The organism is Mesorhizobium shangrilense, from assembly GCF_040537815.1.
GTDB lineage: Bacteria > Pseudomonadota > Alphaproteobacteria > Rhizobiales > Rhizobiaceae > Mesorhizobium > Mesorhizobium shangrilense.
This window is the reverse complement of record NZ_JBEWSZ010000001.1, coordinates 4,691,896-4,717,037: the sequence shown is the minus strand read 5'-3', so window position 1 is coordinate 4,717,037 and position 25,142 is coordinate 4,691,896. Positions and strand designations below refer to the sequence as shown.

Annotated in this window: 21 protein-coding genes; 17 read left to right on the top strand and 4 right to left on the bottom strand. The window is 61.6% G+C overall.

Going from position 1 to position 25,142, the window contains the following annotated elements; genetic code table 11:
* The 10 genes from ABVQ20_RS22800 to ABVQ20_RS22755 all read left to right on the top strand — a co-directional run bounded on the left by ABVQ20_RS22800 (position 1) and on the right by ABVQ20_RS22755 (position 8,640).
* Entirely contained in the window at positions 1-606 is a 606-nt protein-coding gene (locus ABVQ20_RS22800) for a DUF1989 domain-containing protein (protein ID WP_354461723.1), read from the top strand.
* Entirely contained in the window at positions 599-1,447 is an 849-nt protein-coding gene (locus ABVQ20_RS22795) for an amino acid ABC transporter ATP-binding protein (RefSeq protein ID WP_354461722.1), read from the top strand. The genes ABVQ20_RS22800 and ABVQ20_RS22795 overlap by 8 nt, the downstream gene beginning before the upstream one ends.
* A complete protein-coding gene (locus ABVQ20_RS22790; protein ID WP_354461721.1) occupies positions 1,444-2,097 on the top strand; it encodes an amino acid ABC transporter permease in 654 nt (217 codons plus the stop codon). Before ABVQ20_RS22795 ends, ABVQ20_RS22790 begins: the two co-directional genes overlap by 4 nt.
* Before the next feature lie 112 nt (positions 2,098-2,209).
* Positions 2,210-3,004 carry a transporter substrate-binding domain-containing protein gene (locus tag ABVQ20_RS22785; protein ID WP_354461720.1) on the top strand — a complete coding sequence of 265 codons (795 nt, stop codon included), beginning with the start codon at positions 2,210-2,212 and terminating at the stop codon, positions 3,002-3,004.
* A gap of 79 nt (positions 3,005-3,083) precedes the next feature.
* A complete protein-coding gene (locus tag ABVQ20_RS22780) occupies positions 3,084-4,259 on the top strand; it encodes a M24 family metallopeptidase (RefSeq protein ID WP_354461719.1) in 1,176 nt (391 codons plus the stop codon).
* Between the two features lie 183 nt (positions 4,260-4,442).
* Entirely contained in the window at positions 4,443-5,300 is an 858-nt protein-coding gene (locus ABVQ20_RS22775) for an EamA family transporter (protein WP_354461718.1), read from the top strand.
* A 359-nt stretch (positions 5,301-5,659) separates the two neighbouring features.
* Positions 5,660-7,015 (top strand): tyrosine-type recombinase/integrase, encoded by a 1,356-nt coding sequence (locus tag ABVQ20_RS22770; RefSeq protein WP_354461717.1) that lies wholly within the window; start codon positions 5,660-5,662, stop codon positions 7,013-7,015.
* A gap of 160 nt (positions 7,016-7,175) precedes the next feature.
* On the top strand, positions 7,176-7,796 hold the full coding sequence (locus ABVQ20_RS22765; RefSeq protein ID WP_354461716.1) for a GIY-YIG nuclease family protein: 621 nt from the start codon (positions 7,176-7,178) through the stop codon (positions 7,794-7,796).
* Positions 7,797-7,913: 117 nt separating this feature from the next.
* Positions 7,914-8,093, top strand: a complete 180-nt coding sequence (locus ABVQ20_RS22760; RefSeq protein WP_354461715.1) for a hypothetical protein — start codon at positions 7,914-7,916, stop codon at positions 8,091-8,093.
* Entirely contained in the window at positions 8,077-8,640 is a 564-nt protein-coding gene (locus ABVQ20_RS22755) for a hypothetical protein (protein ID WP_354461714.1), read from the top strand. The genes ABVQ20_RS22760 and ABVQ20_RS22755 overlap by 17 nt, the downstream gene beginning before the upstream one ends.
* Positions 8,641-8,668: 28 nt before the next feature.
* Here ABVQ20_RS22755 and ABVQ20_RS22750 read toward each other — a convergent pair whose 3' ends face one another.
* Both ABVQ20_RS22750 and ABVQ20_RS22745 read right to left on the bottom strand, forming a co-directional pair.
* Positions 8,669-9,196, bottom strand: a complete 528-nt coding sequence (locus tag ABVQ20_RS22750) for a hypothetical protein (protein WP_354461713.1) — start codon at positions 9,194-9,196, stop codon at positions 8,669-8,671.
* Positions 9,197-9,249: 53 nt separating this feature from the next.
* Complete coding sequence (locus ABVQ20_RS22745) at positions 9,250-10,110, bottom strand: Ea47 family protein (protein ID WP_354461712.1); 861 nt, start codon at positions 10,108-10,110, stop codon at positions 9,250-9,252.
* Positions 10,111-10,370: 260 nt separating this feature from the next.
* Here ABVQ20_RS22745 and ABVQ20_RS22740 point away from each other — a divergent pair, with 260 nt between their 5' ends.
* Genes ABVQ20_RS22740 through ABVQ20_RS22715 form a run of 6 tightly spaced genes read left to right on the top strand, consistent with a single transcriptional unit; the run spans position 10,371 to position 22,083 of the window.
* Complete coding sequence (locus tag ABVQ20_RS22740) at positions 10,371-11,549, top strand: DNA cytosine methyltransferase (protein WP_354461711.1); 1,179 nt, start codon at positions 10,371-10,373, stop codon at positions 11,547-11,549.
* A gap of 5 nt (positions 11,550-11,554) precedes the next feature.
* On the top strand, positions 11,555-13,963 hold the full coding sequence (locus ABVQ20_RS22735) for a hypothetical protein (protein WP_354461710.1): 2,409 nt from the start codon (positions 11,555-11,557) through the stop codon (positions 13,961-13,963).
* The gene (locus ABVQ20_RS22730; protein ID WP_354461709.1) at positions 13,960-14,820 is read left to right on the top strand and encodes a hypothetical protein; all 861 of its coding nucleotides are present in this window, start codon (positions 13,960-13,962) and stop codon (positions 14,818-14,820) included. Before ABVQ20_RS22735 ends, ABVQ20_RS22730 begins: the two co-directional genes overlap by 4 nt.
* Positions 14,817-20,462: a DEAD/DEAH box helicase gene (locus ABVQ20_RS22725; RefSeq protein WP_354461708.1), complete on the top strand. Its 5,646-nt coding sequence runs from the start codon at positions 14,817-14,819 to the stop codon at positions 20,460-20,462. Before ABVQ20_RS22730 ends, ABVQ20_RS22725 begins: the two co-directional genes overlap by 4 nt.
* Positions 20,380-21,621: a PD-(D/E)XK nuclease family protein gene (locus ABVQ20_RS22720; RefSeq protein WP_354461707.1), complete on the top strand. Its 1,242-nt coding sequence runs from the start codon at positions 20,380-20,382 to the stop codon at positions 21,619-21,621. The genes ABVQ20_RS22725 and ABVQ20_RS22720 overlap by 83 nt, the downstream gene beginning before the upstream one ends.
* Positions 21,622-22,083 (top strand): very short patch repair endonuclease, encoded by a 462-nt coding sequence (locus ABVQ20_RS22715; RefSeq protein ID WP_354461706.1) that lies wholly within the window; start codon positions 21,622-21,624, stop codon positions 22,081-22,083.
* 41 nt (positions 22,084-22,124) lie between these two features.
* On the opposite strand, the gene ABVQ20_RS22710 is transcribed toward ABVQ20_RS22715, so the two are convergent.
* Positions 22,125-22,958 (bottom strand): hypothetical protein, encoded by an 834-nt coding sequence (locus ABVQ20_RS22710; RefSeq protein ID WP_354461705.1) that lies wholly within the window; start codon positions 22,956-22,958, stop codon positions 22,125-22,127.
* A 104-nt stretch (positions 22,959-23,062) separates the two neighbouring features.
* Here ABVQ20_RS22710 and ABVQ20_RS22705 point away from each other — a divergent pair, with 104 nt between their 5' ends.
* Complete coding sequence (locus tag ABVQ20_RS22705) at positions 23,063-23,533, top strand: transposase (protein ID WP_354461704.1); 471 nt, start codon at positions 23,063-23,065, stop codon at positions 23,531-23,533.
* A gap of 664 nt (positions 23,534-24,197) precedes the next feature.
* Here ABVQ20_RS22705 and ABVQ20_RS22700 read toward each other — a convergent pair.
* The gene (locus tag ABVQ20_RS22700) at positions 24,198-25,142 is read right to left on the bottom strand and encodes an AbiV family abortive infection protein (protein ID WP_354461703.1); all 945 of its coding nucleotides are present in this window, start codon (positions 25,140-25,142) and stop codon (positions 24,198-24,200) included.

The following is a 25,142-nucleotide window of genomic DNA, read 5'->3' as shown; positions in this document are numbered from 1 at the left end:
ATGGAATGTCCAGGTCAAATCCTTCCAGCGGCACGAGGCGTCGCTGTCATGCTGCGGAGAGGGCAGGCGATCCGTATCGAGAACATTTTCGGCTCGCAGGTCGTCGACGCATGGGCGCTTTCGGCGGAGGACCCGCTGGAATATGCCTCGATCGAGCATACCCGCTCGTGGAACAGCAGCATCTTTGTCGAAAAGGGCATGGCATTGATCAGCATCAGGCGCCGGCCGATGTTGACCATGGTGGCCGACAGTTCGCCGGGTCGGCACGACACCCAGCTATGCCCGTGCAGCGCCGAGCTCTACCAGCAATTGAATTGCGGCGGACCGCATCGCAGTTGCACCGACAATTTCCATGAGGCGCTGGGGCGACTCGGCGTGACATTGCCTTTCACGCCCGCATCGCTGAACCTGTTCATGAACGTCCCCATCGCCGAGGATGGCGGTGTCACCCGGGTGCCGCCGGTCAGCAAGGCGGGTGACAGCGTGACGCTGCGCGCCGAAATGGACGTGACCGTCGTTCTTTCAGCCTGCCCCCAGGACATAACGCCCATCAACGGAGCCGACCATACGCCCCGCGACATTGGCTTCGCAGTGCTCGATGGCTGACAATCAGGATACAGCAATGACTGAAACTGAACACAAACCCTTGCTGCGGCTTCGAAATATCCGGAAAAGCTTCGGTTCGCTCGAGGTCATCAAGGGTATCGATATTGACGTGAAGGCCGGTGAGGTCGTCTCGATCATTGGCGCCAGCGGCTCGGGCAAAAGCACCTTCTTGCGCTCGATAAACGCCATCGAAATGGCAGATGGCGGGCTAATGGAGTTCGAGAACTTCCGTTTCGATTTTGCTGCTGGCTCCGCCAAACACCCAACCCGTCGCCAGTTGCAGGATTTGCGCTCACGCATCGGCATGGTGTTCCAGAGCTATAATCTCTGGCCGCATCTGACAGTGCTGCAAAACGTCATCCATGCTCCGATCAAGGTGCAGGGCCGTTCCAGGGCAGAAGCGATAGAGACCGCCGACGCGCTGTTGAACCGCATTGGCCTCTATGACAAGCGAGACAGCTATCCTTCGCGGCTTTCTGGCGGCCAGCAGCAGCGTGTGGCGATTGCCCGAGCGCTGGCGATGAAACCCAAGTTGATGCTTTTCGACGAAGTGACCTCAGCTCTCGATCCCGAACTGGTGCATGAGGTGCTTACCCTGATGGCATCGCTCGCCGCCGAAGGGATGACCATGCTTCTGGTGACGCATGAAATTTCATTTGCCCGTGACGTGTCATCCCGGGTGCTGTTCTTCGAAAACGGCGTCATCGCCGAGGACGGTCCCCCCAATGACGTGTTGCATAACCCCCAAAGCCCGCGGCTGAGGCAATTCCTGCACCGCATTCTGCACGACAATGTGAAAGCAGGCGCCGATGCGGCCGACAAGGAGCCCGTGCTGAAATGACGTTCTGGTCCGATGTGTCCACCTATGGCCCTGGTTTCATGGCCGCCGCCTGGACGGTGCTGTGGGTAACGATCCTGACCATTCTGCTCAGTTGGGTCTGCGGCCTCGCCGCGGCGCTGGGGCAAAGGTCACATTTTAAGGTTGTCCGGGCAAGCGCCGCATTTTACATTTGGTTCATTCGCGGCACACCTGCCCTGATCCAGATCTTCATCGTCTATTTCGGCTTGCCGCAGCTGGGCATCCGGCTTTCGCCCTTCACGGCGGGCGTGCTGGCGCTCGGCGTCAACAGCGGCTCCTATGTGGCGGAGATCATCCGATCGGGTCTGTCGGCAATTCCGCGTGGCCAGATGGAATCCTCGCTGGCCATGGGCTTCAGCCCGGCACAGACCATGCGCACCATCATCCTGCCGCAGGTCTTCCGCATCATCCTGCCCGCCCTGACCAATGAGGCGATCTCGATCCTGAAAAACACCTCGCTGCTCTCCACCATCACGGTGGTCGAACTGACGCTTTACGCGCAGACGCTGATTTCGGCGACATTCCGTCCCTTCGATTTCTACATCGCGGTCGCGGTGATCTATCTGGTGCTGACCTCGATGCTGACCCAATTGGCCAGCTGGCTGGAACGCCGTTACGGAAAGTTGAGCTGATCAAGCAACCCATTGCCGACAGTCGGTCGGCGACGGGTAACGAAAGGCGTTGCGCGGCCCGCCGCGCCCCGCTGGATAACTGTTAGCAAAACCTCAAAGGGGAATTATCGACATGAAACTCAAGATGCTTCTCATGGCGCTTGCCGCCATGGCACTCCTGCCCGTCGCCAATGCCGCCAAGGCGGACGACAAGCTGGAATTGCTTGTGCCCGGCGAAATCAGTGTCGCGACTGAAGGCACCTACCCACCCTTCTCGATGCGCGCCCCGAACGGCGATCTCGACGGTCTGGAAATCCGGGTGATGAAGGAGATCGCCCGCCGGCTCGGCCTGAACTACAGGCCAGTCCTGGTGAAATGGGAATCCGTGCTGATCGGGCTCGAGGCCGACCAGTATGACATCATCAGCGACGGGATGGACATCACCTCCGAGCGGCAGAAGAAGGTCACCTTCGCCGATGGCTGGCTGGAGTCGGGCGGGCGCATCATCGTCCACGATGGCTCCAATATCACCAAGCCCACTGACGTGAAGGGGCGCACCGTAGGAGCCCTGGTCGCCTCCAGTTGGACGAAGCTCGCCGAGGGCCTCGGCGGCGATGTGAAGACCTACAAGTCTGAATCCGATGCCATTCAGGACCTCGCCAACGGCAATATCGACGCGGTCATCACCGATTCCATCGCCGGCGCCTACGACATCAAGACCTCGGGCCTGCCGCTGAAGATGGTTGAGGAACCCATCAGCTCCATCCAGAAGGGCTTCGCCGTCAAGAAGGGCAAGCCGCACCTTGTGGCGGCCGTCAACAAAGCACTGGCCGACATGATCGCCGATGGCACCTATGCCAAGCTGACCATCGACCTGATCGGCGTCGATCCCGCGCCGAAAGATCCGATCCGCACCCTGGCCGACTAACTCGTCCGACCACCCAAGCGCGCCCAAGTTTCTTTGGATCTGGGCGCGCTTGGTTACCAAGCCAATCAGGACACAGGCCATGCTGCGCTATTTTCCGATCGAAGAATACCAGGACCGCTGGTCGAGAACCCTTGCCATCATGGAAGCGCAAGGCTTTGAAACCGCTGTCGTCTTTGGCCGTGGAGGTGGCACAACGGACAATTGTGGCGATGTCCTCTATCTGACCAATCACTACTCGGTCAGCGGCGGGACGGATTCCCTGATCTGGTCGGCGCGCTCGTTCTCCGGCATCATCCTGCGCAAGGGGCGGGAACCCGAGTTGCACATCGATGAGCCCGAGCCACGCGACGATCTCTTGTCGCTGACCAACGTCCATTGCGACAATCATCCCTTCCTCAGCATAGCAAAGGCGCTGCGGAAAAAGGGGGTTACCGGCCGCGTCGCCTTCTGCGGCAGCCAGTTCCTGCCGGTGAAATACTATCAGCAGCTGATTGAGAACACGCCCGACATCGAATGGGTGGCCTGCGACGATCTCGTTCGCCGGGCTCGCGCGGTCAAAAGCCCGCGTGAACTCGACTGCTATCGCATAGCGGGAGGAAGCGCGACCGAGGCCATGACCGTGCTGATGCGGGCACTGGTCGCCGGCGGGTCGGAGCGCGAGGCCGCGGGTGAGGCCGCCCGCGTCGTGGTTCGCCGCGGCGGGCGTATTCAGGCCATCGGCGCCAACCACGGCGCGACCATGGACCATGACTATCGCTTCCCGCTGACCGGCTCCAGCGCAGACACCCCGGCCGTCGGAGACATGGTGCGCGGCACGGTCCACGCTGCCTTTTGGCAGGGCTACTATCTGGACCCGGGCCGCACCGCGGTGCGCGGTCCTGCCAATCCGGAGCAGGCCCGCCTGATCGAGGCCACGGTCAATATCGTGGAGCGGCTGAGCGACATGATGCGACCCGGCATTCGTCTGCTTGATGTCGCCGCCGAGGGCGATCGTCTGACGGCCGAATTCGGTGGCGATGTTTCGCCGATCATGAAGAACTTCCCGTTCTTCGGTCACGGGATCGGTCTTTCCTTCGAGCAGCCTCGCATATCGACCGTGATGTCGCTGGCCGACGACATCGTGCGTGAGAACATGGTCTTTGGCGTCGAGGCTTTCCTCGCCACCGCGGGCATCGGCTCGGCCTTCGTCGAAGACATCATCATCATCGGCAAGGACAAAAACGAAGTGCTCACCAAGTCGCCCTATTTCTACTGAGCCGTCAGTCCATGAGACGATCTTCGCTGCTGCAGAGGCGGGCCGACGAAGCACCCGGCGCCTTCTCCAGCGATAGGAGCTGTGCTGGTCCATGGACGTGGTGTCAGCTGTTCAGCGATCGCCAGGCTGATGACATCGCCTAGTGAGCGTCGTCCGAATTCAGCCTGGCATGTGAAGGCTCCAATGTCCTCATTCGTACCTATTTTGGCGCTACTGGCCGCGATGCTGTCCTTCCAGGTCGGAGCAACGCTGGCAAAGACGCTGTTTTCGATATTCGGCGCCGAGGGAACCGCCGCCCTGCGGCTTTGCTTGGGCTCCTTGATTCTAATTGTCACATTGAAAGCCTGGAAAGCGCGGATAGACGCATCCAACTGGCAAGCCCTGCTTGGCTACGGCATCACGCTCGCGGGCATGAATCTCATGTACTATATGGCTGTGAGCCGGCTACCACTCGGCATCGCATCTGCGATCGCATTCCTGGGGCCACTGTCCGTTGCAGTCATCTTCTCGCGCAGGCCGATGGATTTCCTCTGGGTAGGCCTGGCTGCTATCGGGTTGCTGCTGCTGACCCCGCTGGGGGGACCGGCTCAAAATCTTGACCCCATCGGTATTCTGTGGGCATTGGGCAATGCGATCTGCTGGGCGCTGTACATCATTCTCGGGAAGAAAGCTGGCCAGCAACACGGCGGGCGTACAACGGCATTGGGCATGACGATCGCAGCCCTCATAGCCCTTCCCATAGGTTTGCATCAGACGGAAACATTCATGTTGGATTTCGGCCTCGTGCCTTTGGTGCTCGGCATGACGATCTTGTCGACCGCAATTCCTTTCACGCTGGAAATGTTCGCGCTCCGCAACCTGCCCTCTCGTTCGCTCGGTACTTTGATGAGCCTTGAACCCGCCATCGGCGCCTTGGCGGGCTTCGCCATCCTTAGCGAGCGGCTGACGATCTTGCAGGCACTGGCAATCGGCCTGATCGTTCTAGCATCCGTCGGGACAGCGATCTCGACACGGTCCCGTGAGATCAAGGCCGTTGGGTGAGACTTCCGGGCCGGCCTGGTGGCGCAGAAGATTCGCCGCAAACTCTGCGACAACCTTGGCTGCGGCATGAGAGCCCATGCTCGCGATGAACACGCCGATAAAGTTCGCAGTTTCGTCTCGACTGGCAGGGAGAATGGCGCACCCGACAGGATTCGAACCTGTGACCTCTGCCTTCGGAGCAATTTAGGTTAGCCCTCCGAATAACGCGAGAGGGTACGCCATGGTACGCTATCTATTTGAAAAAACTAGATTTATAGGAACTCTGCTTTCACGATCCTATCCGAAACTACGCTGCGATTTCCGCCCGCGTGCTTACGTGGTGCTTACGCGAGAAATCGGAGCCAATCGGAGAGAACGTCATGGCTAAGATCACCAAACGGGTCGTCGACGCCGCAGCGCCCGGCGAAAAGGACTACGTCATCTGGGATGACGACCTACCCGGTTTTGGTCTCCGCGTCTTCACCTCGGGCAAGCGGAGCTACGTCATCCAGTATCGCGCGGCCAGACGCTCGCGACGCTATACCATCGGCCTCCATGGGGTCTGGACACCAGAAACCGCCCGCCAGGAGGCGAAGGTTCAGTTCGGTCGTATCGCCGGCGGCGACAACCCCGCAGAAGAGCGGCAACTCGACCACAAGGCGATCACCGTCAAAGAACTCTGCGCTCTTTACATCACCGACCTCGGAGCCGGTCTCATCCTCGGGAAAGGTGGACGCCCGAAGAAGCCGACCACCGTCGGCACAGATACGGGCCGCATCCATCGGCACATCATCCCTCTGATAGGCACTCGAAGAGTGAGGGATCTCACCAAAGCCGACATCAACAAGGTCCTAAAGGACATCATGGCCGGAAAGACGCGCGGGTCCGTCAAGACGAGCAAGTTGCGTGGCCGGGCGATCGTGCGGGGTGGCGCCGGAACCGCGACCCGTACGGTCGGGCTGCTCGGTGGGATCCTCACCTACGCCGTCGAGGCCGGCATAATCGAACACAATCCCGCCCATGGTTTGCGGAAGCCGAAAGACCATGTCCGGGACCGCCGGCTCACAGAGGACGAATATCGCACCCTCGGCAAAATGCTCCGCGAAACCGCCGAGGACGAGAAGTATGCGATGACCGTGGATATTATTCGGCAGATCGCCCTGACCGGTTGCCGTCGAACCGAAATGATCAAGCTCATGTGGACGGAGGCCGACACAGCTTCCAGCTGCCTGCGCCTCGCCGACAGCAAGGAAGGAGCCTCAGTGCGCCCCATCGGTCTCCCAGTGGTCGAGTATCTGGAGAAACGAAGAAAGCACCGAGCCGGCACCTATGTCTTCCCCGGTCCGCGAATGGATGACGGCGCCTTTGGCAGTTTCGCCAACCATTGGGAACAGATCTTCGCCGGCTCGTCGCTAGCCGATGTAACACCCCATGTGCTGCGTCACAGCTTCGCCAGCATCGGCAACGACCTTGGCTTCACCGAGGTCACAATTGCGGCGCTGATCGGCCATTCAAAGGGGTCGGTCACAAGCAAGTACATCCACACCATCGACACGGCATTGATCATGGCAGCGGATACGATCGCGGGCTATATTCAGGGGCTTCTCGAAGGTGTTGAGTTCAAGCAAACGACCTACGCCCTCGACTTTGAGTCCCGCAAGGCGGCGCTCGCTCGCTTCCTCTTGCAGGCGGCGGGCGGAGATACCGGAACCGCCCCTTCTCGACTGGCGGCATAATCCGTAGGCGTGGAAGTTAACCTTTCAGCGACTGAGGATATGTGCGACGAATGCCAACCAACCGTTACTGCCACAAGAGGTCGGCGAGGATGGACCGAGTGCCGAACACGATGCCGCAACAGCCCGAGCGTCACGCGCTGATGTCGCACCTCGGCCGCAGATGAGGCCCGCCTCTTCCGTAATTGAAGCGCTGGAGACTAAGAGCGACAAAATCCGCGCGCTGTTACGCGAGGGCTACCTAAGGACCCAGGTCGCGGAGTTCCTCAATATTCGATACCAGCACGTCCGAAAGGTGGCAGTCGACGCTGGCATCGAGGCCGGCCTCCAGCGCGGCATCGTTGTCGTACCCAAGTCGAAGCCGATTCCCAAGGTTCGCGCGGACGTTGCGATCGATGTGCTTATTGACGCGGGGTTCGAGCGTCTGGGCATGTGGATCACCGACGGCGCTGGTGGAATCTCGCTCGACACCTCGGCGCCGCGCGATGCTGGCGTCTACGCCTTCGTGGTCGATGGTCTCATCAAGTACATCGGCGTGAGCAGAGCCGGCATCCGCAGCCGCATGTCGAACTACCGGCTCGGCCAGACCGGACAAAAGACCAGCGCCCGAGTGAACCAGATAATCAACGAACACATAACGGCTGGCATGGTGGTCGAAGTCTACATCGCGATGCCGCCCGCGCTCGAGTGGAACGGCTTGCCGGTGATCACCGCCGCTGGGCTGGAGGCTGGTCTGATCAAGATGATCCAGCCGCCTTGGAACAAGATGGGTGTAGAGGGCTAAATGGCGAAGCGGTGGCGACGAGTGGCTATAGATGCTGACGTAGTGGATCTCGGTGGACTGACGATCATTAGGATCACACGCGGGTCGAAGGGCGATGCCATGGCGAGCGTCCAACGCATGCACTGGTTCGAACCGGACGGCCACGAAAATACTGGCTATGCCGATGCCATGACGGACCGACGGCGACCCGCGGCAGAAGTGCTCGCCGAATATCGAAAAGCGGCGGCCGCGGTTGCCCTCGAAAGCGAGGACCTCTGGGACACGGCCTGGGGAGAATTGGATGACGAACTTGGCTAAGGTGAACAAGCTGGTCGAGATCTTTGCCAAGGCCAACTACGCGGTCGAGATGGTTGAGCAGGCGCAAGATTCTGCCCACCATCCCGGAGGCCTCTGGTACCATGCGATCGCGATGTTCAACGGCTACTATGCGATCATCGAGGAACTGCTGAATAGGACAAAGAACGGAAGCGACTCCGACCTCTCTGCCGCCGTGGATTCCTGGTGGGACGCAAATCGCCAGAAGGCCAATTCATATTTCCAGCGGGAACGAAACGTTGTGACTCACCAGGGTGAGATCGAGGTCGAGTACATCAACCAGTGGGAGATCGATCACTGGAACGACACCGAACGACCATTCCGAAGTGCCCGCGTGTCGATCAAGAGTTCCCTGTCCATTCAGGACATGCCGGCGACGGAATTCCTCGCGTTGTGCAAGCCCGCCATGGAGTTCATCCGAGGTGGCATCATTGCAATCGACAAGGACTACAAGTCACGGGGCGGGCAAAAGCACGCACTGCCGGAACCCGGGGATCTCTCTTTGATGTTCAACGAACTCAAACTCTAGGGCTAGCGTTCTATGAAGGTCGCCCAGCCTACTTAGCCCCAGATCGCTTGCGAGCGACTTCGAGCTCGATCGCTGTAAGCTCCCCATCCCACCACTCGATGGCGTCACTCAAGACGTCCCTAGCATCGATTCCTTCCCACGCGCCGCCGAGAAACGGTCTGTAGATATTCTCATCAATTTCAGCGATTTGAGCATATCTGACGGGAACACCGCCGCTCGCGGGCTGTGCCGAGAACTCGAATGCCAAGGCAACCTCCGCGTCCGGGTGAACATCGCTGCGATACTCCTTGAGCAGGTTGTTGCGCTCGCGCTCGATGAACTCGCGGAAGATCTCGTGCCTTGGATCCGCACCCTTCCACTGTTTGAACGCGGCGCTTGCTGCCTGCTTGATGATCGGATCCTCGCCATCCACTTTGTCGAGCACGTGGCCAACCGCACGTATCAGCGCGACGGACGCCGCCCAATGAACGCGCCACCTACGAACGTCTGTTTCATCCTCGAGCATTGACAGCCCGACACGGCAGTCATCAAGAACGTTGCGTGCTCTGAAGGTCACGACGTGCGATCCTACTTGTTGTCATAGTCCACTGGCTGGACGAGGGTTTACGGTCACGAGTCTCTCGCGCTGGCGTCGGAACCTCCACCAAGAAGCAGCTCCGCCGCGAGCTCAGCGGTAATAACGCGCCGCTCAGATCCTTCGAGCTGTCGTACCAACGATGTAAGGATCTGCTCGGAGAAAGTGGACGCAGGCACATCCGATGGCGGCGCTGCTTTCGGCTTCCAGTTCGCCTGTCGACTGATTGCAGCGAAGTCGACACCGTCCACATGTTCGCGCAGAACCTGGATGCGCCGGTCGCGGCTTGTTGGATCGCCGGTCTCCGTCCACCCGCGCGGAAATCCGAGCGACTCCTCTACCTGCTCTAGGGAAAGCTGCAGCGCAACGACTCCTTCGGGTGTCAGCGCCATCCGCGGGCAGCTCTGATACGGGAATGCTTCTGCACAGGACAGGACAACTCTTGCAAGCTTCCCTACATGCTCGTGGCAGCAGTCCGCGACGTCACGATGTAGCAAGGACGCCGGTACACGCTCTGAGTTTCCTGCGAACCGGTACGACCATCGGCCCCGGCCAAGTGAGCCGCCGACCACGGACACACGTCCCTCCTTCTGGGAAAAGTTACGCAGCTCTAGAAAGAACCTCGCGGCGGAGTCGTTCGAAAGATCGCGCCGCTGGCCGTCCCACCAATGGGCAAACCCGGGGACTCTGACCATCTCTTTCTGCACCAGGAAGGTTACGCTGCGTGCGGCCGCTAGGAACGCATTCAACTCGTAGCCGAACCTGTCCCTATCGTTCTGCTTCGCGAGCCGACGAGCAAAATACTTGGCTTCTAGGAGGCGCTCCTCAACCAGAAGGAGACTCGTAAGACGAGTTGGGGACAATGAGGCCACCGTATTATGCGGGCTGGAGAACATAGAGTTCTTCAGTCTATACTGTTTCGTGGGAAAAGCGCCTAGGATCACCACACGGATATCATTGCCTCGGGAAAGCGCCGTTCTACCGGCGCGCAGTGCGTCTGAAGTTTCGGGGGCCAGGCGCGGCTTGTAGCGAGGGAGGATCTGCGGGAGCCAAAGACTCGCAGGTCGTGATGGGGGACTATGGGGCGTAGCTCGTTCAAACGAATTCCAAACATCGGTCGCAGTAGACGCGGGCAAAGTCTAAAGGGCAGCACACAATGACGCTGACCGCTGTATCGCTGTTCAGCGGAGCGGGCGGATTCTGTGAGGGGGTGCGACTCGCAGGCTGGGATGTTGTTTGCGCTGTAGAGTCGGACGCTCAGGCGTGCCTGACTCACGCAGCCAACTTCGGCGACGTCGCGCTCTTCAAGGGCGACATTGTCCGCTTCCTGCACGATGAGCAGCCCGGCGTGCCGAACCTGGGCGAACTGGCTGCTCGACAGATCGACATGGTCTACGGCGGTCCGCCCTGCCAAGGTTTCAGCCAGATCGGCCCCCGCAACTTGGACGATCCGCGGAATCGCCTCTACGAGGAGTTCGTGCGCGTTGTGCGGGTTTTGCAGCCGCGCGCCTTCGTAATGGAGAATGTTCCCAACATGGTGGCCATGAAGAATGGCCACTTCAAAACGAAGATTGTCGACGCGTTTCGGGAAGCTGGATACTCGCGGACGGCGGTCCTTCCCGCTGTCGCTTCGGATTTTGGGGTTCCGCAACACCGGCGGCGCGTATTTGTATTTGGCATCCGGGATAACCAGCCGTTCACTGGGAACTTTGACGAGGTTCTTAAGGCTCTGGTCGAGCGTGAAAAGACTGGTGGCACCGTCACTGTCCACGAAGCACTATCCGACCTTCCTGGAGCGGTATCAGCAGACGACGGGCCACTCCGCTATCCAAAGAAGTCTGGCGGGCGGTATTCCGATTTCCAGAAACTCATGCGGCTGGACTGGGACCACGCCTTGCTCAGCTCCGCGAGCAAGCGGGCGAACATTTCCGAGGACGTGCTTCACAATCACCACACCAAGGGCATCGAAGCTCGGCGCAAAAAGATAATCGCGGCAATCCGGCCAGGCGCCCGTGGCGATTCACTTCCGGCAACCCTCTGGACAGGCACTCGCGGCCACAAGTGGCGCCGTCTCGATCCTAAGAAACCTTCCTACACAATCCTGGCCCAGATGCACCGCGACCTTTCGGAGTGGATACACCCGAAATTCGACCGGTGGATCACCGTCCGTGAGGCCGCGCGACTCCAGTCCTTTCACGACGGCTTTGTCTTCCACGGGAGCGAACGCCAGCAGTTGAAGCAGGTCGGCAACGCCGTTCCCCCTCTTATGGGGCGTGCTGTCGCCCGTGTCGTCTCGGGCCTGCTCATCCAACAGCCAGCGAACGCTGGCCGATAGCACTCATGGAGAAGCTTCTTCTTGTTTTTGGCGGGTTCTTGGAGGCGCTCACGAAAGCACTGGGCCGACGGGCTCCACGCTGGCTGACGCGCCTGAACGGCCTCAAGACAGGAGCGCGCGTTGCGACGGTCGCGGTTACAGCACCTGCCGAGCGTGCCGCCGACGACGGCGACGCAGACGGAAGCGACCACCTTGGCGGCGTATACCTGCGTCGAACGCAGAGTAGCGTAAGCGAGCCTGCATTGCGTTCTCCCATGAACGTCGTCCCTATCAACTCATGGACCGCAGTCTCGGTCGAAGCGGTCCTCGAGCAGGAAGTCGCTAACAGCGGATCCCTTTCAGTCGAGCCTATCGCGTCCGGCCCGCCACCAGGATCGCCGCCGATGGCAGTAGCCGAAGCGTCACTGGATCGGACGCCCACTCGCACCAGCGCGATCCGCATCGAGCAGGATATCATGTCGGCCGACCTCGACGAGGTCCCTCAGGTTCCCTTGGAGGAAATCCCGAGCATCCCAGAAGCGGCAGACCCGACGCGGGATTTCCCCAAGCGGGAATTGGCTGGTGGCTCGTTCCACCCGCCCGTACCGAGCATCTATGACCCGTCTCCAGAGTCGCCGGCAGGACCTGTCGCCGAAATACCGTTGGGTCCGATGCCCACGAGCACCGCGATGGTCCAAACCGAGCCGGCCCTGCTTCCTACCGACACCGGTAAGCCGCCTCAGCAAATGGAAGGCCCCGGCGTCGCAGCCGCGGCGGCCGGTGAGACCGCAACTCCCCTCGATGAGGATGTTGCCGCCCCGGTGGAAGCGGTGGACGATGGGGCGCTGCAGCTGGACTACACCACCATTGCGGCCGCAGATTGCATACCCGATCTCCCACACGACAATCTCGCCGACGATCTGGCCAGCTCCATTCACCAGGAAGCGCCGGACGTAGAATTGCAAGCCAGCGTCGATGCTACCGATGGGTCAACGCTGTCGGCCGTCGATGATCGCTCGACAGAAACTGACAACCTCGCCGGAAACGGAGCCACCGAGCCTCCGCCGGAAGCTCCCGCCCTGTTTGAGCCCCAGTCCAGACAGCCTGCCGTTCATAGGGACCGCCGAGGAAAACGCCGGACGGTTGCGCCGAGTGATCCACCAGCACAGCCCTACGCAGGTGCTCCGGGGCTGGCGCTTCCTCCACCAGCCGAAGCCAAGCTGCGCCTATCCCTTCGTCCGATCCGCCGCACGGCAAGGCTATCCGTGGTGATGACACGTCCAGATGGATTTCCCGCGCGCGTCACCGTTGTTGCGGCCGCCAGCCATACCGTGGAGGCGTATGACGAAAGACGCTATGATGACTTGGATCTCCCGTGGACGAGTGAGCTTCTGGAAGGCGAACTCCGCCTAGTAAGCACTGAGCGTCTCCAGTGGCTGCGCAGCGCACGACAGGTTCACGTTTTCGCTGCAGACCCCAACGAGCCCGACTTGATTTCAGTCAGCGCGGTAAGCGCTGGCATTGCGCATACCCTGCTTTGCCGTTCCACTGACGCGGAAGCCGTACGCGTCGCCGCGGAATCCACCGGGTCACCAGCCCCGCAACTGCTTGAGCACTGGCACGGCATTCCAGAAGGCTGGATAGTGCTCTCGGGCTATACGCCGATGCGTTCCGCCACGCCGCCGCTCCCGGCTGGCCTCCGTCCACTCGACCCGGGGAAGAACCTTGAGATCGTCTTTGATGGAGGTCTCGCGATCCGGCCGCGGGTCTATGCTGCCGGCCATCCGCCCGGCATTTCCATCAATCCAGCGCCGGGCGGCGCTTCGGTGACGATCGGCGACCAGCCAGCCACGCTTTCTTCCGACGGCACGTGGGTCGCACCTGGATGGGACACCCCTGGCCAGCACATGGTCGACGTCGTACCAGGCCCGTCCGTTTCGTACGAGATCGCGGCCGACCCCTGGCTGTCTGGCGGCTGGGATTTTTGGGATGCTTACCCGGCGCGCTTCGGAGAAAATGCCAAGGGTCCTTGGGCTCGGGCGCGAATTTGTGGTGCCCTAGTCCTTGGCCCAGCTGGCGAGATGGTAATCGCGCACGAGGCGTTGCACACGCTGGTAGCGCTAGGCGCAAGATCGGGTGCAACGCAGCTTAGGCAGCGCGACGATTTAGCCGTGTCTGTCGGCCTCACGGCTGAACCGCCCGCGTTCCTTCTTTCGGCGACAGGAGCGAGGCGGAAGCAAGGCCGGGTCGTCTGGCTCGGCTCGGCGCCAACACAGAACGCGTCCAAGCAGCATGACGCGGAGTGGGTTGCCACAGTGCGGAATGCGACTGCGCGACGCCTGCCGCTCATCAAGGCCGATGCACTCGGCGAGGATGCGTGGCGGAAGGCCAAGAAACGAGCCCGCCAGCTTCGGAGCAGGAGGCCTCACACATGACGGACCGCCTGCTCGAATGGATGTCCTTTCGCCGGACCGGCCGGCTGAGCGACGTACCCGCTGACCTTGCTGATGCTGGTGCTGTTCGCCGGACTGTCGACAACCTCGCGACGCTCGGGCATCTGGAAGTGCTGCCAAACAGCAACTGGAGGATTGCACCGCCGGTGCTCGCTGGCCTGCCCGAGCGTGCAGACGGTCTGGTCTCAGCGGTTCTGTGCGGAGCACGCACGCCGAGCGTCTTTGATTCGCTCGCAAGGGCAGGCGCGCAACTCGCAATCAACACGACCGGCACGCGTCCCGCGGTTGTCCGGCTGACAGGGGCTTCCAATGGAGAGCTCGCGGCTGTTGCGGCTGCGGCAGGCATTCCCCTGCAGATTGATGCCGCGCTTACCCTTCTGGCTTGCACCCCTACAATCCGCGACTGGCCCCGCATTCCGTGCCAAATGGTTGGCGGGCGCGTGGAAACAGTCCTCCGCTTTTCTCGCTCACGGATCGGCTGGGTCGAGTCCACAATCGGAGAGGCGTCAGCCGCCCAATCCGGTTTTTTTCGCATCAAGCGCGACTGGGACTGGGTGAGCCTCCTTAAGATGGACGTATCAGACTGTGCATATATTGATGACCGAGCCGGCCGTCTTGCTGCCGTCGCGAAGCTCAAGGCCGTTTCCTGGTCCTCCGCGTCGGAAACGCTCGATCTCCCCGGCCAGCTGCTTCCACCAGCCCCAATCGCCCGAGCCCTTGCTCTCTGCAGTGGGGCGCTGCCGCACTATGATGTCGCCGCCCGGCGAATTTCGTTCACCGGCATCCCGCTTGAAATCTTGAGACTGACGCTTGCCATCACGGGGCTAAGACTCGCATGAGCGATCCAATCCAGACGTTCCAAAGCCTAAAGGCTGCATATCTGCGCTATTTCGACAGCCCCTTCGACCTGCGCTTTGAGGAACTAGTCCAGGCGCGGCGACAGCTGCTTGACCGCGATGGCGTACTCTACCGCGAGCCGCTTATCGAGCCGCAGCCCCCCTACGCTGGCAGCGGACATGACGTCCGGTCCGCTGTTACCACCGAACTTGGCTCAGCTGCCGGCTGGGCGGCGTCGTCAGTAGGCGACTTTGCGGGCATTGCCGAGCGGGGCCTCTTTTTGCCTCGAGCTAGCGTTCCGATCGAACTGTACACACACCAAGTTGAAATGTTGCGTTCGAGCGTGGTCAACGGCGACGATTCCGTCATTCTTACCGGAACTGGATCGGGAAAGACCGAGTCGATCTATCTTCCTGTCCTCGCAGCACTCACCAAAGAGTCCGCCGCCTGGCCCGTGCTTCCAGCTGCACCGCGGAACGACTGGTGGACGATGCCACCGCCACCCGGTTCGGGGAACCGGCGCTATCATCCAAGAATTTCCCAGCGCGCGCATGAGCAAGGGGGCCGTCTGCCTGCGATGCGGGCGCTGGTTCTCTACCCACTGAACGCCCTTGCCGAAGACCAGATGGCCCGGCTGCGGCTGGCACTCGATGGCGATCAGGTTCGTGCTTGGCTCGGCGCGAACCGTCCAGGCAATCGCTTCTGGTTCGGCCGCTATACCGGCTGGACGCCGATCGCCGGGCGGCCCGACCGCAATAGCGCGGAAGGCGATCTGCGCACCGAGCTGCAGCGGCTCAGCGGGCTGGCTGCGAGGGTCGCGGGCACCGACGCGGAACGCTTCTTTCCGCGCTTCGACGGCGGCGAGATGTGGAGCCGGTGGGATATGCAGGATGCACCACCAGACGTGCTCATCACCAACTACAGCATGCTGAACATCATGCTGATGCGCGACGTCGAGGTTCCGATCTTCGAACAGACTCGCCAATGGCTGGAGGCTGACGAGGCCAACATCTTCCATCTCGTCGTCGATGAGCTCCATAGCTATCGAGGTACCCCGGGCACCGAGGTAGGTTACATTCTGCGTGTTCTCTATGATCGCCTCGGGCTGCATCCAGACCATCGGCAGCTGCGCATTCTGGCGTCCAGCGCGTCGCTGGGCGAAGACGAACCCCGTGCGCAGGACTATTTGCAACAGTTCTTCGGACGGTCACGCCCCTTCAACCTGGTAAGAGGCGGCGCAATTCCTCTGTCGCCCGGTGCCACGGACCGGCTGCGCCCCCTCGGGGCCTCGCTGGCGCACCTTGGACATCAAGTCGCCAATGGCGGGGGGATAAGTCTCGCCGCCGCCGCCGGCACTTTCGCGGCCGCGGCAGGTCTCCCGGCCCCCGATCCGGCCCTGCCGGAAGCACAGCAGCTTGGCGCTGTGCTAGACGCCGCGGGAGTTAGCGAAGCCGTTCGCGCTGCCTGCAACGGCGGGTCGGATGAGAGTCCAACCATTGTGCCCCAAACTCTCGGTGCGCTCGGCGCCACACTCTTTCCCGCCGACTCGCCTCAAGATGCGACAGCCTCGGCTGCAGGCATCGTGGCGGCCATGGCACCTGCACAGTCCGCCGGCAGCACACCACTGCTTCCGGTTCGGGTACACCTCTTCTTCCGCAACGTCCAAGGGGTCTGGGCGTGCAGCAATCCCCAGTGCACCCAAGCGTCCTGGGCAGATGCAAGTATTCCTGTCGGACGCCTTTTCGACCGGCCGACAACCACGTGCGCGTGCGGATCGCGTGTGCTCGAAATGCTCTACTGCGAGCCCTGCGGCGATATCTTCCTCGGCGGCTACCGCCGCACGCTACAGCCAAACGTCTGGTCGCTCGTGCCGGATGATCCGAACATCGAAAAAGCTCCGGATCATTCGGCGAACGACCGCGACTACGACAACTACGCCATCTATTGGCCGGCTCGGATGCCCGACGGAACGTTGCGCCAGCCGCAGCGCGACAGCTGGGTCCAGGAGGGCGTCACGCGCCGATGGCGCATGGCTGCCTTCGACCATCGCACGGGGGAGATCCAGGTCGCGAGCAGGCGCACGGACGCGACGGGCTGGATCTACCATGTTCCCGACCTTCATCAAAATCCCGTGCCGCTCCGCGCTGCCGTTCCGAGTGCCCGCAACGAGCGGCCATCGGTGTGTCCCCACTGCGAGGCCAATTGGAGCGGAATGGCTAGCTCGGCTCCGATCCGGACCCAGCGTACCGGCTTCCAGAAGGTCGCGCAGGTGCTGTCGGACTCGCTGCTGCGCGAGATCGCACCGCCTCAACCAACTGCCGGGTCGCCACCTGAGGATGTGCGCCGCAAGCTGGTTCTTTTTTCGGACAGCCGGCAGGACGCGGCCAAGCTTGCGGTCGGCGTCGCCAAATCTCATTGGCTCGATGCCTTGCGGCAGACGCTGGTCGACGGCATGGCCGATAGCGCGCGTGCGGTGCTGCTCTTCGAGCGCCAGGCGCAAGGCGGCGCGCTGAACCCGGAGGAGACGGTACTCGCCGGCCGGTTTGCGGTTTCGCGGCAAAGCGAGGCCCAGGCCATCCTCTCTGCCCAGCATCCCGTCATGCGCACGTTGCCCTCAGCCGTCGGCGGCCTGACGATGGAGCAGCTTGCGGTTCAGGTGCTGGCACGCGCAAGTGCAGGCCTCTCCCGCGTCACGGATCTAGAGGACGAAGCATCGCGCCGCCTGCTTACCACCGGGATGAATCCCGGCGGTGTCGACCGCAGCGTCATGTGGACCGATCTCGACGAGCACCAGGGCGAATGGCAGCGTCTTTTCGACTGGACCCGGTTCCCCCCAGACTACCGGCCCGCTCTATCGGGAGAGGAGCAGGCTCACCGCACCCGCATCCAGGTCGCGGCCCGCGAAGCCGTTGCCGAAACTCTATTCTCGGGGGGACGGCGGGACCTTGAATCGCTGAAGTTGGGGTACCTCACCTTCGACCGCATGCGTTACGCTGGCGCGTCCGCGGTCATGCAGGAGGCAGCGGACAGCTGCATCCGCATGCTGGGCAAGCGGCGGCGGATCGATACCCATCGAGCCACAGTTGATGACACGCGACTTCCGAAATACGCACGGGATTATCTTGAAGCCGTCGCACTCCTGAACGGCCTGGTCGTTGCTGATTTCGAGCGCGACGTCACCGACCTTCTGACCAGGGCGGGTGTATTCGATCAGGGGCTGCTTCTCTTCCGCGGCCTCTTCGTCGCCGACGCGGGCGACATCTATTATGAGTGCGACCGTTGCTCACGCATCCACCTACACGCAAGTGGCGGCATCTGCAGCGGGTGCCACGCCCATCTCCGGACACCGTTGCACATTGGCGTCGACGATGCCGGTCAGGAAGCGGACTATTACCGGTGGCTCGCAGTGAGCGCGGGCCCTGTTTTCCGCCTCAACTGTGCAGAATTGACCGGCCAGACCGATAAGCTGCTCGCGCGCGACCGCCAGCGGCTCTTCCAGAACATAACGGTCGGCGCTGAGGTGCCCCTCACAGACAATGTCGACCTGCTCAGCGTCACCACGACCATGGAGGCCGGCGTCGACATCGGCTCCCTACTTGCGGTGATGATGGCCAACATGCCGCCTATGCGTTTCAACTACCAGCAGCGCGTAGGGCGTGCAGGACGTCGCGGTGCTGCGCTTTCGCTCGCGCTCACGCTGTGCCGCGGCCGCAGTCACGACGACTATTACTTCCAGCGCCCCGAGCGGATCACCGCTGATCCGCCGCCACCACCCTATGTCGATACGAACCGGCCGCAGATCCTTCTACGTGTCCTGGCGAAGGAAGTGCTTCGACGTGCTTTCTCAGAACTGAACCTGTTCACAGGCACAGCCGGCGACAGTGTGCACGGCGAATTCGGGGCCTACGACGCTTGGACACTGCCACCGCCCAATCCGCCTGCCGGCTACATAGGAACCACCGTCGCCGACATCATTCAGGAATGGATCGGAAACAATGGCGCGGCTGTCACACACATCTGCGACGCACTGCTCGTCGGGACACGTCTCTCCGGATCCGCTGCTCAGCAGCTCGCCGCGATCAACTGGATCGCAACTCGGCTTGTTGGTGAAATCACGGCTGCGACGCAGGATCAAAGCCTCATACAGATTCCGCTAAGCGAACGTCTCGCAAATCGCGGCATCCTTCCCATGTTCGGCTTTCCGACCCGCGCGCGGCTGCTCTATCACAAGCAGCCGACGAACTGGCCGCCACGACAGGTCGTTGACCGCGACCTCGAGCTGGCGGTCAGCATGTTCGCGCCCGGCGCGGAGACCGTGAAAGAGCGCACCATCTACACCGCCATTGGTGTCGCACACTATCGGCCTCAAGGACCCCGCGCTGTCGAGGATGCCAATCCACTAGGGCCATCCGTCCGCATTGGGCTTTGCGGCAACTGCCAGCATGTCGAAACTGCAACACCCGACGTACCCGCCTGCCCAGTATGCGCGTCGCCAGCAGGGCCCAACGACCGCGACTATCACCCCATGGATCTCCGGCAACCAAAGGGATTCGTGAGCTATTTCACGAAGGCCCGCGACTATGACGGGGTGTTCGACTTCGTTCCCCGCGCGGCGCGTCCGAAAGTAGGAAGACCCGCTTTCGCCATTGCGCCGCACCTCAATTTCGACGTCGGTGCCGGTCAGGGACGGCTGCACGTGGTCAACGACAATGCCGGCAGGCTCTTCCAATTCTCGCAGGAGCGCTGGGCGGGCACAGATGCAATGATTGACGTCGCTGCGGCCACGGCGGCCGAGGAAAAGCATGCCGCCTCGGTGGGCCGGCGACCGGCCCGTCCGCTTGCGCCGACAGCTCCCATAGTGGAGTGCGCGCTGGCAGCAATCAGCGAGACCGACATGCTGCTGCTGGGCATCCGCGACTACGGCCCAGGACGAAGTGCCGATCCGAGGACGCCACAGGGACGTGCGGCTCTATACTCCCTAGCCTTCATGCTCCGGCGCGCCGCTGCTGTGTACCTTGATATTCAGGACTATGAGCTGAAGGCCGGCATTAGGAGCCAGGAGGATCCAGCCCTAGGCACCGTCGTGGGTCAGGTGTTCCTCTCCGACACACTAGAAAATGGTGCGGGCTATGCCACCCACCTCGGGACTCCGGTGGTCATGCAGGAGCTCCTGGAAATGATCGCGCAGCCGACACCGCGCGAATTTCACGACCATCTGGTTGCCCATGCTCATGCAGACGCCTGCGATACATCCTGTCCAGACTGCCTGCGTAGCTACAGCAATCTCGCCTATCACAATCTGCTCGACTGGCGCCTCGCCGTTGATATGGCGCAGCTTGCTCTCAATCCCGCAGTGCCCCTGCTGCTATCGTCTCCGAGGTGGAGCCGCGTCGCCGATGTCGCGGCAGTCACGCTGGAAGCGGCGCGACCTGGCTTTACCCGGACGGTTCTCGGCGGCTTGCCCGCCCTGACGGATGGAACCGAGGCGCTCATCGTCACGCATCCGCTGTGGAACACGGACAGGGCAGCGCTAGGCCCCGAACTCGCCGCCGCTTGGGACGATGCCGAGCGCGGCCGTGGTCTCAGGGTCGACCCGCAGCGCAGCTTCATCTCCGTTTTCGAGGCGTTACGGCGTCCGGTATAGTATGCTCAACCAGATTGTCCTCGCGCCTCTCGACCGGACGGGTCCAACGCTGTGGTCCCACATGCGGCTGTGCGCCCTGCGAGGAGCCTTGAGTACATCGCACGCAGCGAACACCTGGGTCTTGCATGACCCGCGCGTATGGCTCGGAACGGCGTTCCACAGGGTGATGGAGGTTGCAGCGCGGCCGGACGCGACGGACGCAGCCGTTGAGCAAGCATGGACCGAGGCCGTCGCGGAGGCAGCTACAGCCGCCGCTGCTCATCCTCTGGACGCGCGCTATTCGGTGCCGGACCGCTGGCCGAACTATTTTCTCGTGCGTCAGCGTGCAATGTCTTCGGCACGGAGTGCCATCGCGGCGAATATCGGGAGCAAGCAGGGAGCACTGCGCGGCGGCACCTCGTTTACGGAACGCCTGCTGGTCGCACGAGGAGGCCGCCTTGCCGGTCGTCCGGACCGATTCGATGGCCGCGTCCTTACCGAATACAAGTCTTCGATCCCCGATACCGCGTGGCGGGGAGCCGCGGCGGTTCTTGAGGGGTTCCGCCGGCAGCTGCGGCTCTACGCGGCCATCATCGCGGACGGACGGGGTAACTGGCCGATAGAGGGACGGGTTGTTGCTGCATCCGGCCAGACCATGAACGTCCCTCTCGAGCCTGCGACCTGTGAAGCGGAAGCCGATGCCGCGCTCGCTGCATTGGACGAGTTGAATCACCACCTTGCAGCAGGCGGGCCGCCCGAAGCGCTCGCGCAGCCCGGTGAGGAAGCTTGCGGCGGCTGCCCGTTCCAAGCGCTTTGTCCGGCATTCTGGCCCTGGTTAGCGGCTTCGGGTTCCGAACGCCTGCCCGAGACCGCGGCCGCGGGCATGCTTGACCGGATCGAACTGGGCCAGGATGGGGATCTCTATACGGCATATCTTGCTGTCCACCAGCCAGCCATGCCACCGGGACTACACCCGCTCGTTCTGCGCCGAAGCATTCACGGGGATCTCACCGCTTCGTCGAGAGGTGCGAAATGGAGAGTTGTCTCAGCTAACTTAAAGCCCGACGGAAGGCTCCGCGCGGACTTGTCGACCTGCGTCTTCTCCCTGGATGACCTTCCGGACATCGTAGCGTCAAATGCGCCCGCGGGTGCGATTCAACCCCGATCAATGGGCAACTGAATGGCCAAGTCGTCCCCGGTCGCCAAGATCCTACCACGACGGATGCGCGAGCCACTTACGCGCTCCCAGATGATGGGGCGGATCCGTTCCAAGAATACTAAACCAGAGGTTCTTGTCCGATCCGCTCTGCATGGCCTCGGACTTCGCTTCCGCAATCACGCCGACGACCTTCCGGGCAAACCGGACATTGCGAACAAGACTCACAAATGGGCAATCTTCGTCCACGGCTGCTTCTGGCACTCACACGCTGGCTGCAGGCTGGCATCGTCGCCGAAGTCGAACGTCGGCTACTGGATCGAGAAGCTTGCTCGCAACCAGGCTCGCGACACGGAAAAGATTGCAGCGCTAGAATCCCAAGGCTATCGGGTTCTCGTTGTCTGGGAATGCGAGGTTCGCGACGGCGATCAGCTGCAGCGCGCGCTTGAAGCATTCGTAGCTTTCAAAGTCGGCCAGAGATCGTGAGGGAGCTGCGTGCGTCGCCGCTCGTCTCCGCGCGGCCACGGTCATTGTGCGGCAGGCGTTCGCGCTGCCTCGAGTGCCCGAGACAGGTTCAGAAACATCCATTCCGCCTTACGGTCGGCGGTGAGAAACCCGTCGTAATACGTCCCGTACACCACAAAACTCAAGTCGATCAGGTCATTCCGTATCCGGTCGATGCGCTCCAGTTTCGGGCTGCCAGTCCTAATCCACCAGAGGAGATGGATGACGAGACCTAGGGCGTACCGGAAAAGATAGGCGCGCATGGTGTGGTGGCGGAGCATCGATCTCCAGGGCAGACCATACCCCTCCGCCAATGTTTCCCAGATCTGCTCGGCGGCACCGAAGATGCTAGCGAACATCTCCTCAGTGTAGCGCCCGTTGGTGCGGATGATCCTTATCTCGTGGTGCGAAAACATCTGCTCAGACATCTCCGGGAGAGACGCCACGATGTCGATCGCTCCCTCATGCATGGCATCGAGACTGACGGCAGCCGAGCTCCACAGATTCCTCAATTGCTGGAGGACGATTGGATCGCCACGTCGTGGTCCGTTCATGATGTCGGCCATTTCGCGGATCAGCGGCGCTACACCCTGATGCTCCATGACCGCGATCTCGCTCGGAGGGCCAAGGTTCAGTCTCGCGATCTCTCCTCCAGATTTCAGAACGATGATCTGCTCGGGAAAATCGCCGATGACCGAGAGAAGGGCTACGACTGCATCCACGGTCTCCTGCTTGTAGACTTCGAACCACACGAAGTCCGGAAGCACAGCTAGGTTCGCCGCGTTTGCGCTGAGGAACTCGCGCAACTCGGCCGATTGCAGCTTGCTGCTGTCGATGATCAACCTCGTACCGGTCAACGATAACCCCTGCTTTACGATGCGACGAGCGACCTTCGAGCGCTTCGAAGGTTGTACAAAGTGCTCTTGAGGTTATCCAGCATGAACAGACCTGCCGTCGGTTGATGACAGTGCCAAGCGTGGATCCAGTTGCAGCAATGTCGTTTAGAGTTGGCGTCGATAACCCCAGTCGTTTCGCGCGTTCGCGAACAGTCGGGGCGCCCTTTGGCTTGACACCGATGCGACATCAGTCAGGAACATCCATCGACTACGAAGGTCACATCACAAAGCAAGGTGACATAGCTGCACGGGAGGCGCTGTGGGAAACGGCTGCGCGTCTTCTGCTGCGGGACAGAGAACGGTCGACCCTGCGCGCATGGGCGCCTCGCATTCGCCAAGCGGTCCAGGATGTTGTTCGCGATCGTCGCGGTCGCACGCAAACTTGCAGGAATTCTGCACCGGATGTGGATCAACGAAACCGACTTCCACGTCGGCTTCGGCGCCAAGATCACGCAACGCCTCAGATTGAGGCCGGCGCAATGACTGCGACTTCAACGAAAAGGAAGATCAGCGCCGGCCTGCAGTCCGCCTGCTGAGGAGAAGCGAAAACTAGAAATCCGCGCGCGCGGTGAGCGTCCCCTGGCGGGGCTGCGAAATGGGGAATGTCCGCTATTTTCTCGCCTACTGCCATCCTTGGAATGAGCGCCATGCTGCTTGGACAGCCCTGTTTGCGAACCCGATGAAGAGTATGCGACGGCCTTGGTGCTGATCGCGAAAGAGCGCATGGAAGCCGCCTGGTGAATGCAGACCGTCGTCGCGGCTGTGGCCAATTTTGTGCTCGATCGATGCAAGGACGCAGAGATGGCTCGAATACGAGATGTCGTAGAAAAGCGTAGGAACGGTCTGACTTTAGATGCCCGATTAGGACGGCAAGATAAAAGCGCATGCACACAAACCGCCAAGTCTCTGACGAGACTTGCGTTTTGGCGTGCACACTTGTCGGTCGCGGGCATGCAGCCCGGTTTTTCTCAGGAAATACAAAGCTCGCGCATGCACAGGCCCTAAAGTGGCCTCGCGGGGGCCGCGGCAACAGCGATTTCTCAGCGTCTTCCTGGCTTGGTGCGATGGGCGTCGGCTCGACCGGCCCTTGAAAGGGCTGGGATCGGGAAAGGGGGCGTGGTGAGATGACCTCTGAGATGGGCCTTCTTCCACCGATAACGAACTGGTGGATAAACAACGTCAGAATCACTTCGACCAAGCCTAGCGACGCTCGATCTTCTTCTCGGGCAGGCCGAGCTGGCGTTCAAAGGCGACGACGTTCACCATCATCCGCTCGAATTCCCACGGAAAGTGCCCGAGGATCTCGGCCATCAGCTCGCCTGCCAGGATGGTAAGCTCGCGCGCACGAGGCTCGCCGATCCTCTCGGTTGGGGTGACGGCGCGCCCCTCCGCCATGTCGATGTAGAGGCACCGTTGCCGTGTCTTCTCCAGCTCGTCGCTCTCGGCCTCATGAAGCACGCGTCGGACGGTGTTCTTCCCCAGGATGCGCTCCAGTCGGGCGTTGACCAGCGCGCCGGACATGACGCTCATGAAATGCTTCCTGCGATGACTCTTCTCGACGACCGGGTGGCCGGCAATCGGCAACGGCGCATCGAGATAGATCAGCTCATCTGCCAGCCGCGTGAGCTTGCCAACTTCCTCGATGACGAGGATCGACATGAACGCCGTCATTGGGAAGTTGCCGCGATGGAAGAGCTCGCAGGCATCCGCCCAGAGCTTTTCGACGTAAGCGATGAGACCCGTGTACTGCTCAAGCCGTTCGGGAAAGGTCTTCGCTGTGAGCAACGAAGCCTGCGTGTTGATGGCATCGGCTCGCTCGGAGAGCAATTTGGGGAACCGTCTTGCGCCGTCCTTGCGCGCGAGTTCGTTGTCGATGTCGCGGTTGTCCGGGTCGGCGCCCGCTTCGATCATCTTACCGCGCATCTCCACCATGAGGCGTTCAAGGACACGACGGTCCGCCATCAGCATCCGGGACAAGCGTGCCTGCTGCACGAAAGCGAAATAGTCGCCCTCCGGCGCGGAGCGCATGATCTCCATCACGGACACACGGCCCGCGGCGATCTCTTCGACCAGTTCGTTGAGCGGCGCCATGGCATCCGCTGTGTCGGGCGCGGGCGGTTCCATCTGTACTGTCTCGGTCGCCAT

Excerpts from the sequence above, each read along its gene's own strand:
- ABVQ20_RS22800 (WP_354461723.1), top strand. The coding sequence starts at position 1 with ATGGAATGTCCAGGTCAAATCCTTCCAGCGGCACGAGGCGTCGCTGTC.
- ABVQ20_RS22795 (WP_354461722.1), top strand. The coding sequence starts at position 599 with ATGGCTGACAATCAGGATACAGCAATGACTGAAACTGAACACAAACCC.
- ABVQ20_RS22790 (WP_354461721.1), top strand. The coding sequence starts at position 1,444 with ATGACGTTCTGGTCCGATGTGTCCACCTATGGCCCTGGTTTCATGGCC.
- ABVQ20_RS22785 (WP_354461720.1), top strand. The coding sequence starts at position 2,210 with ATGAAACTCAAGATGCTTCTCATGGCGCTTGCCGCCATGGCACTCCTG.
- ABVQ20_RS22780 (WP_354461719.1), top strand. The coding sequence starts at position 3,084 with ATGCTGCGCTATTTTCCGATCGAAGAATACCAGGACCGCTGGTCGAGA.
- ABVQ20_RS22775 (WP_354461718.1), top strand. The coding sequence starts at position 4,443 with ATGTCCTCATTCGTACCTATTTTGGCGCTACTGGCCGCGATGCTGTCC.
- ABVQ20_RS22770 (WP_354461717.1), top strand. The coding sequence starts at position 5,660 with ATGGCTAAGATCACCAAACGGGTCGTCGACGCCGCAGCGCCCGGCGAA.
- ABVQ20_RS22765 (WP_354461716.1), top strand. The coding sequence starts at position 7,176 with ATGAGGCCCGCCTCTTCCGTAATTGAAGCGCTGGAGACTAAGAGCGAC.
- ABVQ20_RS22760 (WP_354461715.1), top strand. The coding sequence starts at position 7,914 with ATGCACTGGTTCGAACCGGACGGCCACGAAAATACTGGCTATGCCGAT.
- ABVQ20_RS22755 (WP_354461714.1), top strand. The coding sequence starts at position 8,077 with ATGACGAACTTGGCTAAGGTGAACAAGCTGGTCGAGATCTTTGCCAAG.
- ABVQ20_RS22745 (WP_354461712.1), bottom strand. The coding sequence starts at position 10,110 with ATGTTCTCCAGCCCGCATAATACGGTGGCCTCATTGTCCCCAACTCGT.
- ABVQ20_RS22740 (WP_354461711.1), top strand. The coding sequence starts at position 10,371 with ATGACGCTGACCGCTGTATCGCTGTTCAGCGGAGCGGGCGGATTCTGT.
- ABVQ20_RS22735 (WP_354461710.1), top strand. The coding sequence starts at position 11,555 with ATGGAGAAGCTTCTTCTTGTTTTTGGCGGGTTCTTGGAGGCGCTCACG.
- ABVQ20_RS22730 (WP_354461709.1), top strand. The coding sequence starts at position 13,960 with ATGACGGACCGCCTGCTCGAATGGATGTCCTTTCGCCGGACCGGCCGG.
- ABVQ20_RS22725 (WP_354461708.1), top strand. The coding sequence starts at position 14,817 with ATGAGCGATCCAATCCAGACGTTCCAAAGCCTAAAGGCTGCATATCTG.
- ABVQ20_RS22720 (WP_354461707.1), top strand. The coding sequence starts at position 20,380 with ATGCCGAGCGCGGCCGTGGTCTCAGGGTCGACCCGCAGCGCAGCTTCA.
- ABVQ20_RS22715 (WP_354461706.1), top strand. The coding sequence starts at position 21,622 with ATGGCCAAGTCGTCCCCGGTCGCCAAGATCCTACCACGACGGATGCGC.
- ABVQ20_RS22705 (WP_354461704.1), top strand. The coding sequence starts at position 23,063 with ATGACAGTGCCAAGCGTGGATCCAGTTGCAGCAATGTCGTTTAGAGTT.
- ABVQ20_RS22700 (WP_354461703.1), bottom strand. The coding sequence starts at position 25,142 with ATGGCGACCGAGACAGTACAGATGGAACCGCCCGCGCCCGACACAGCG.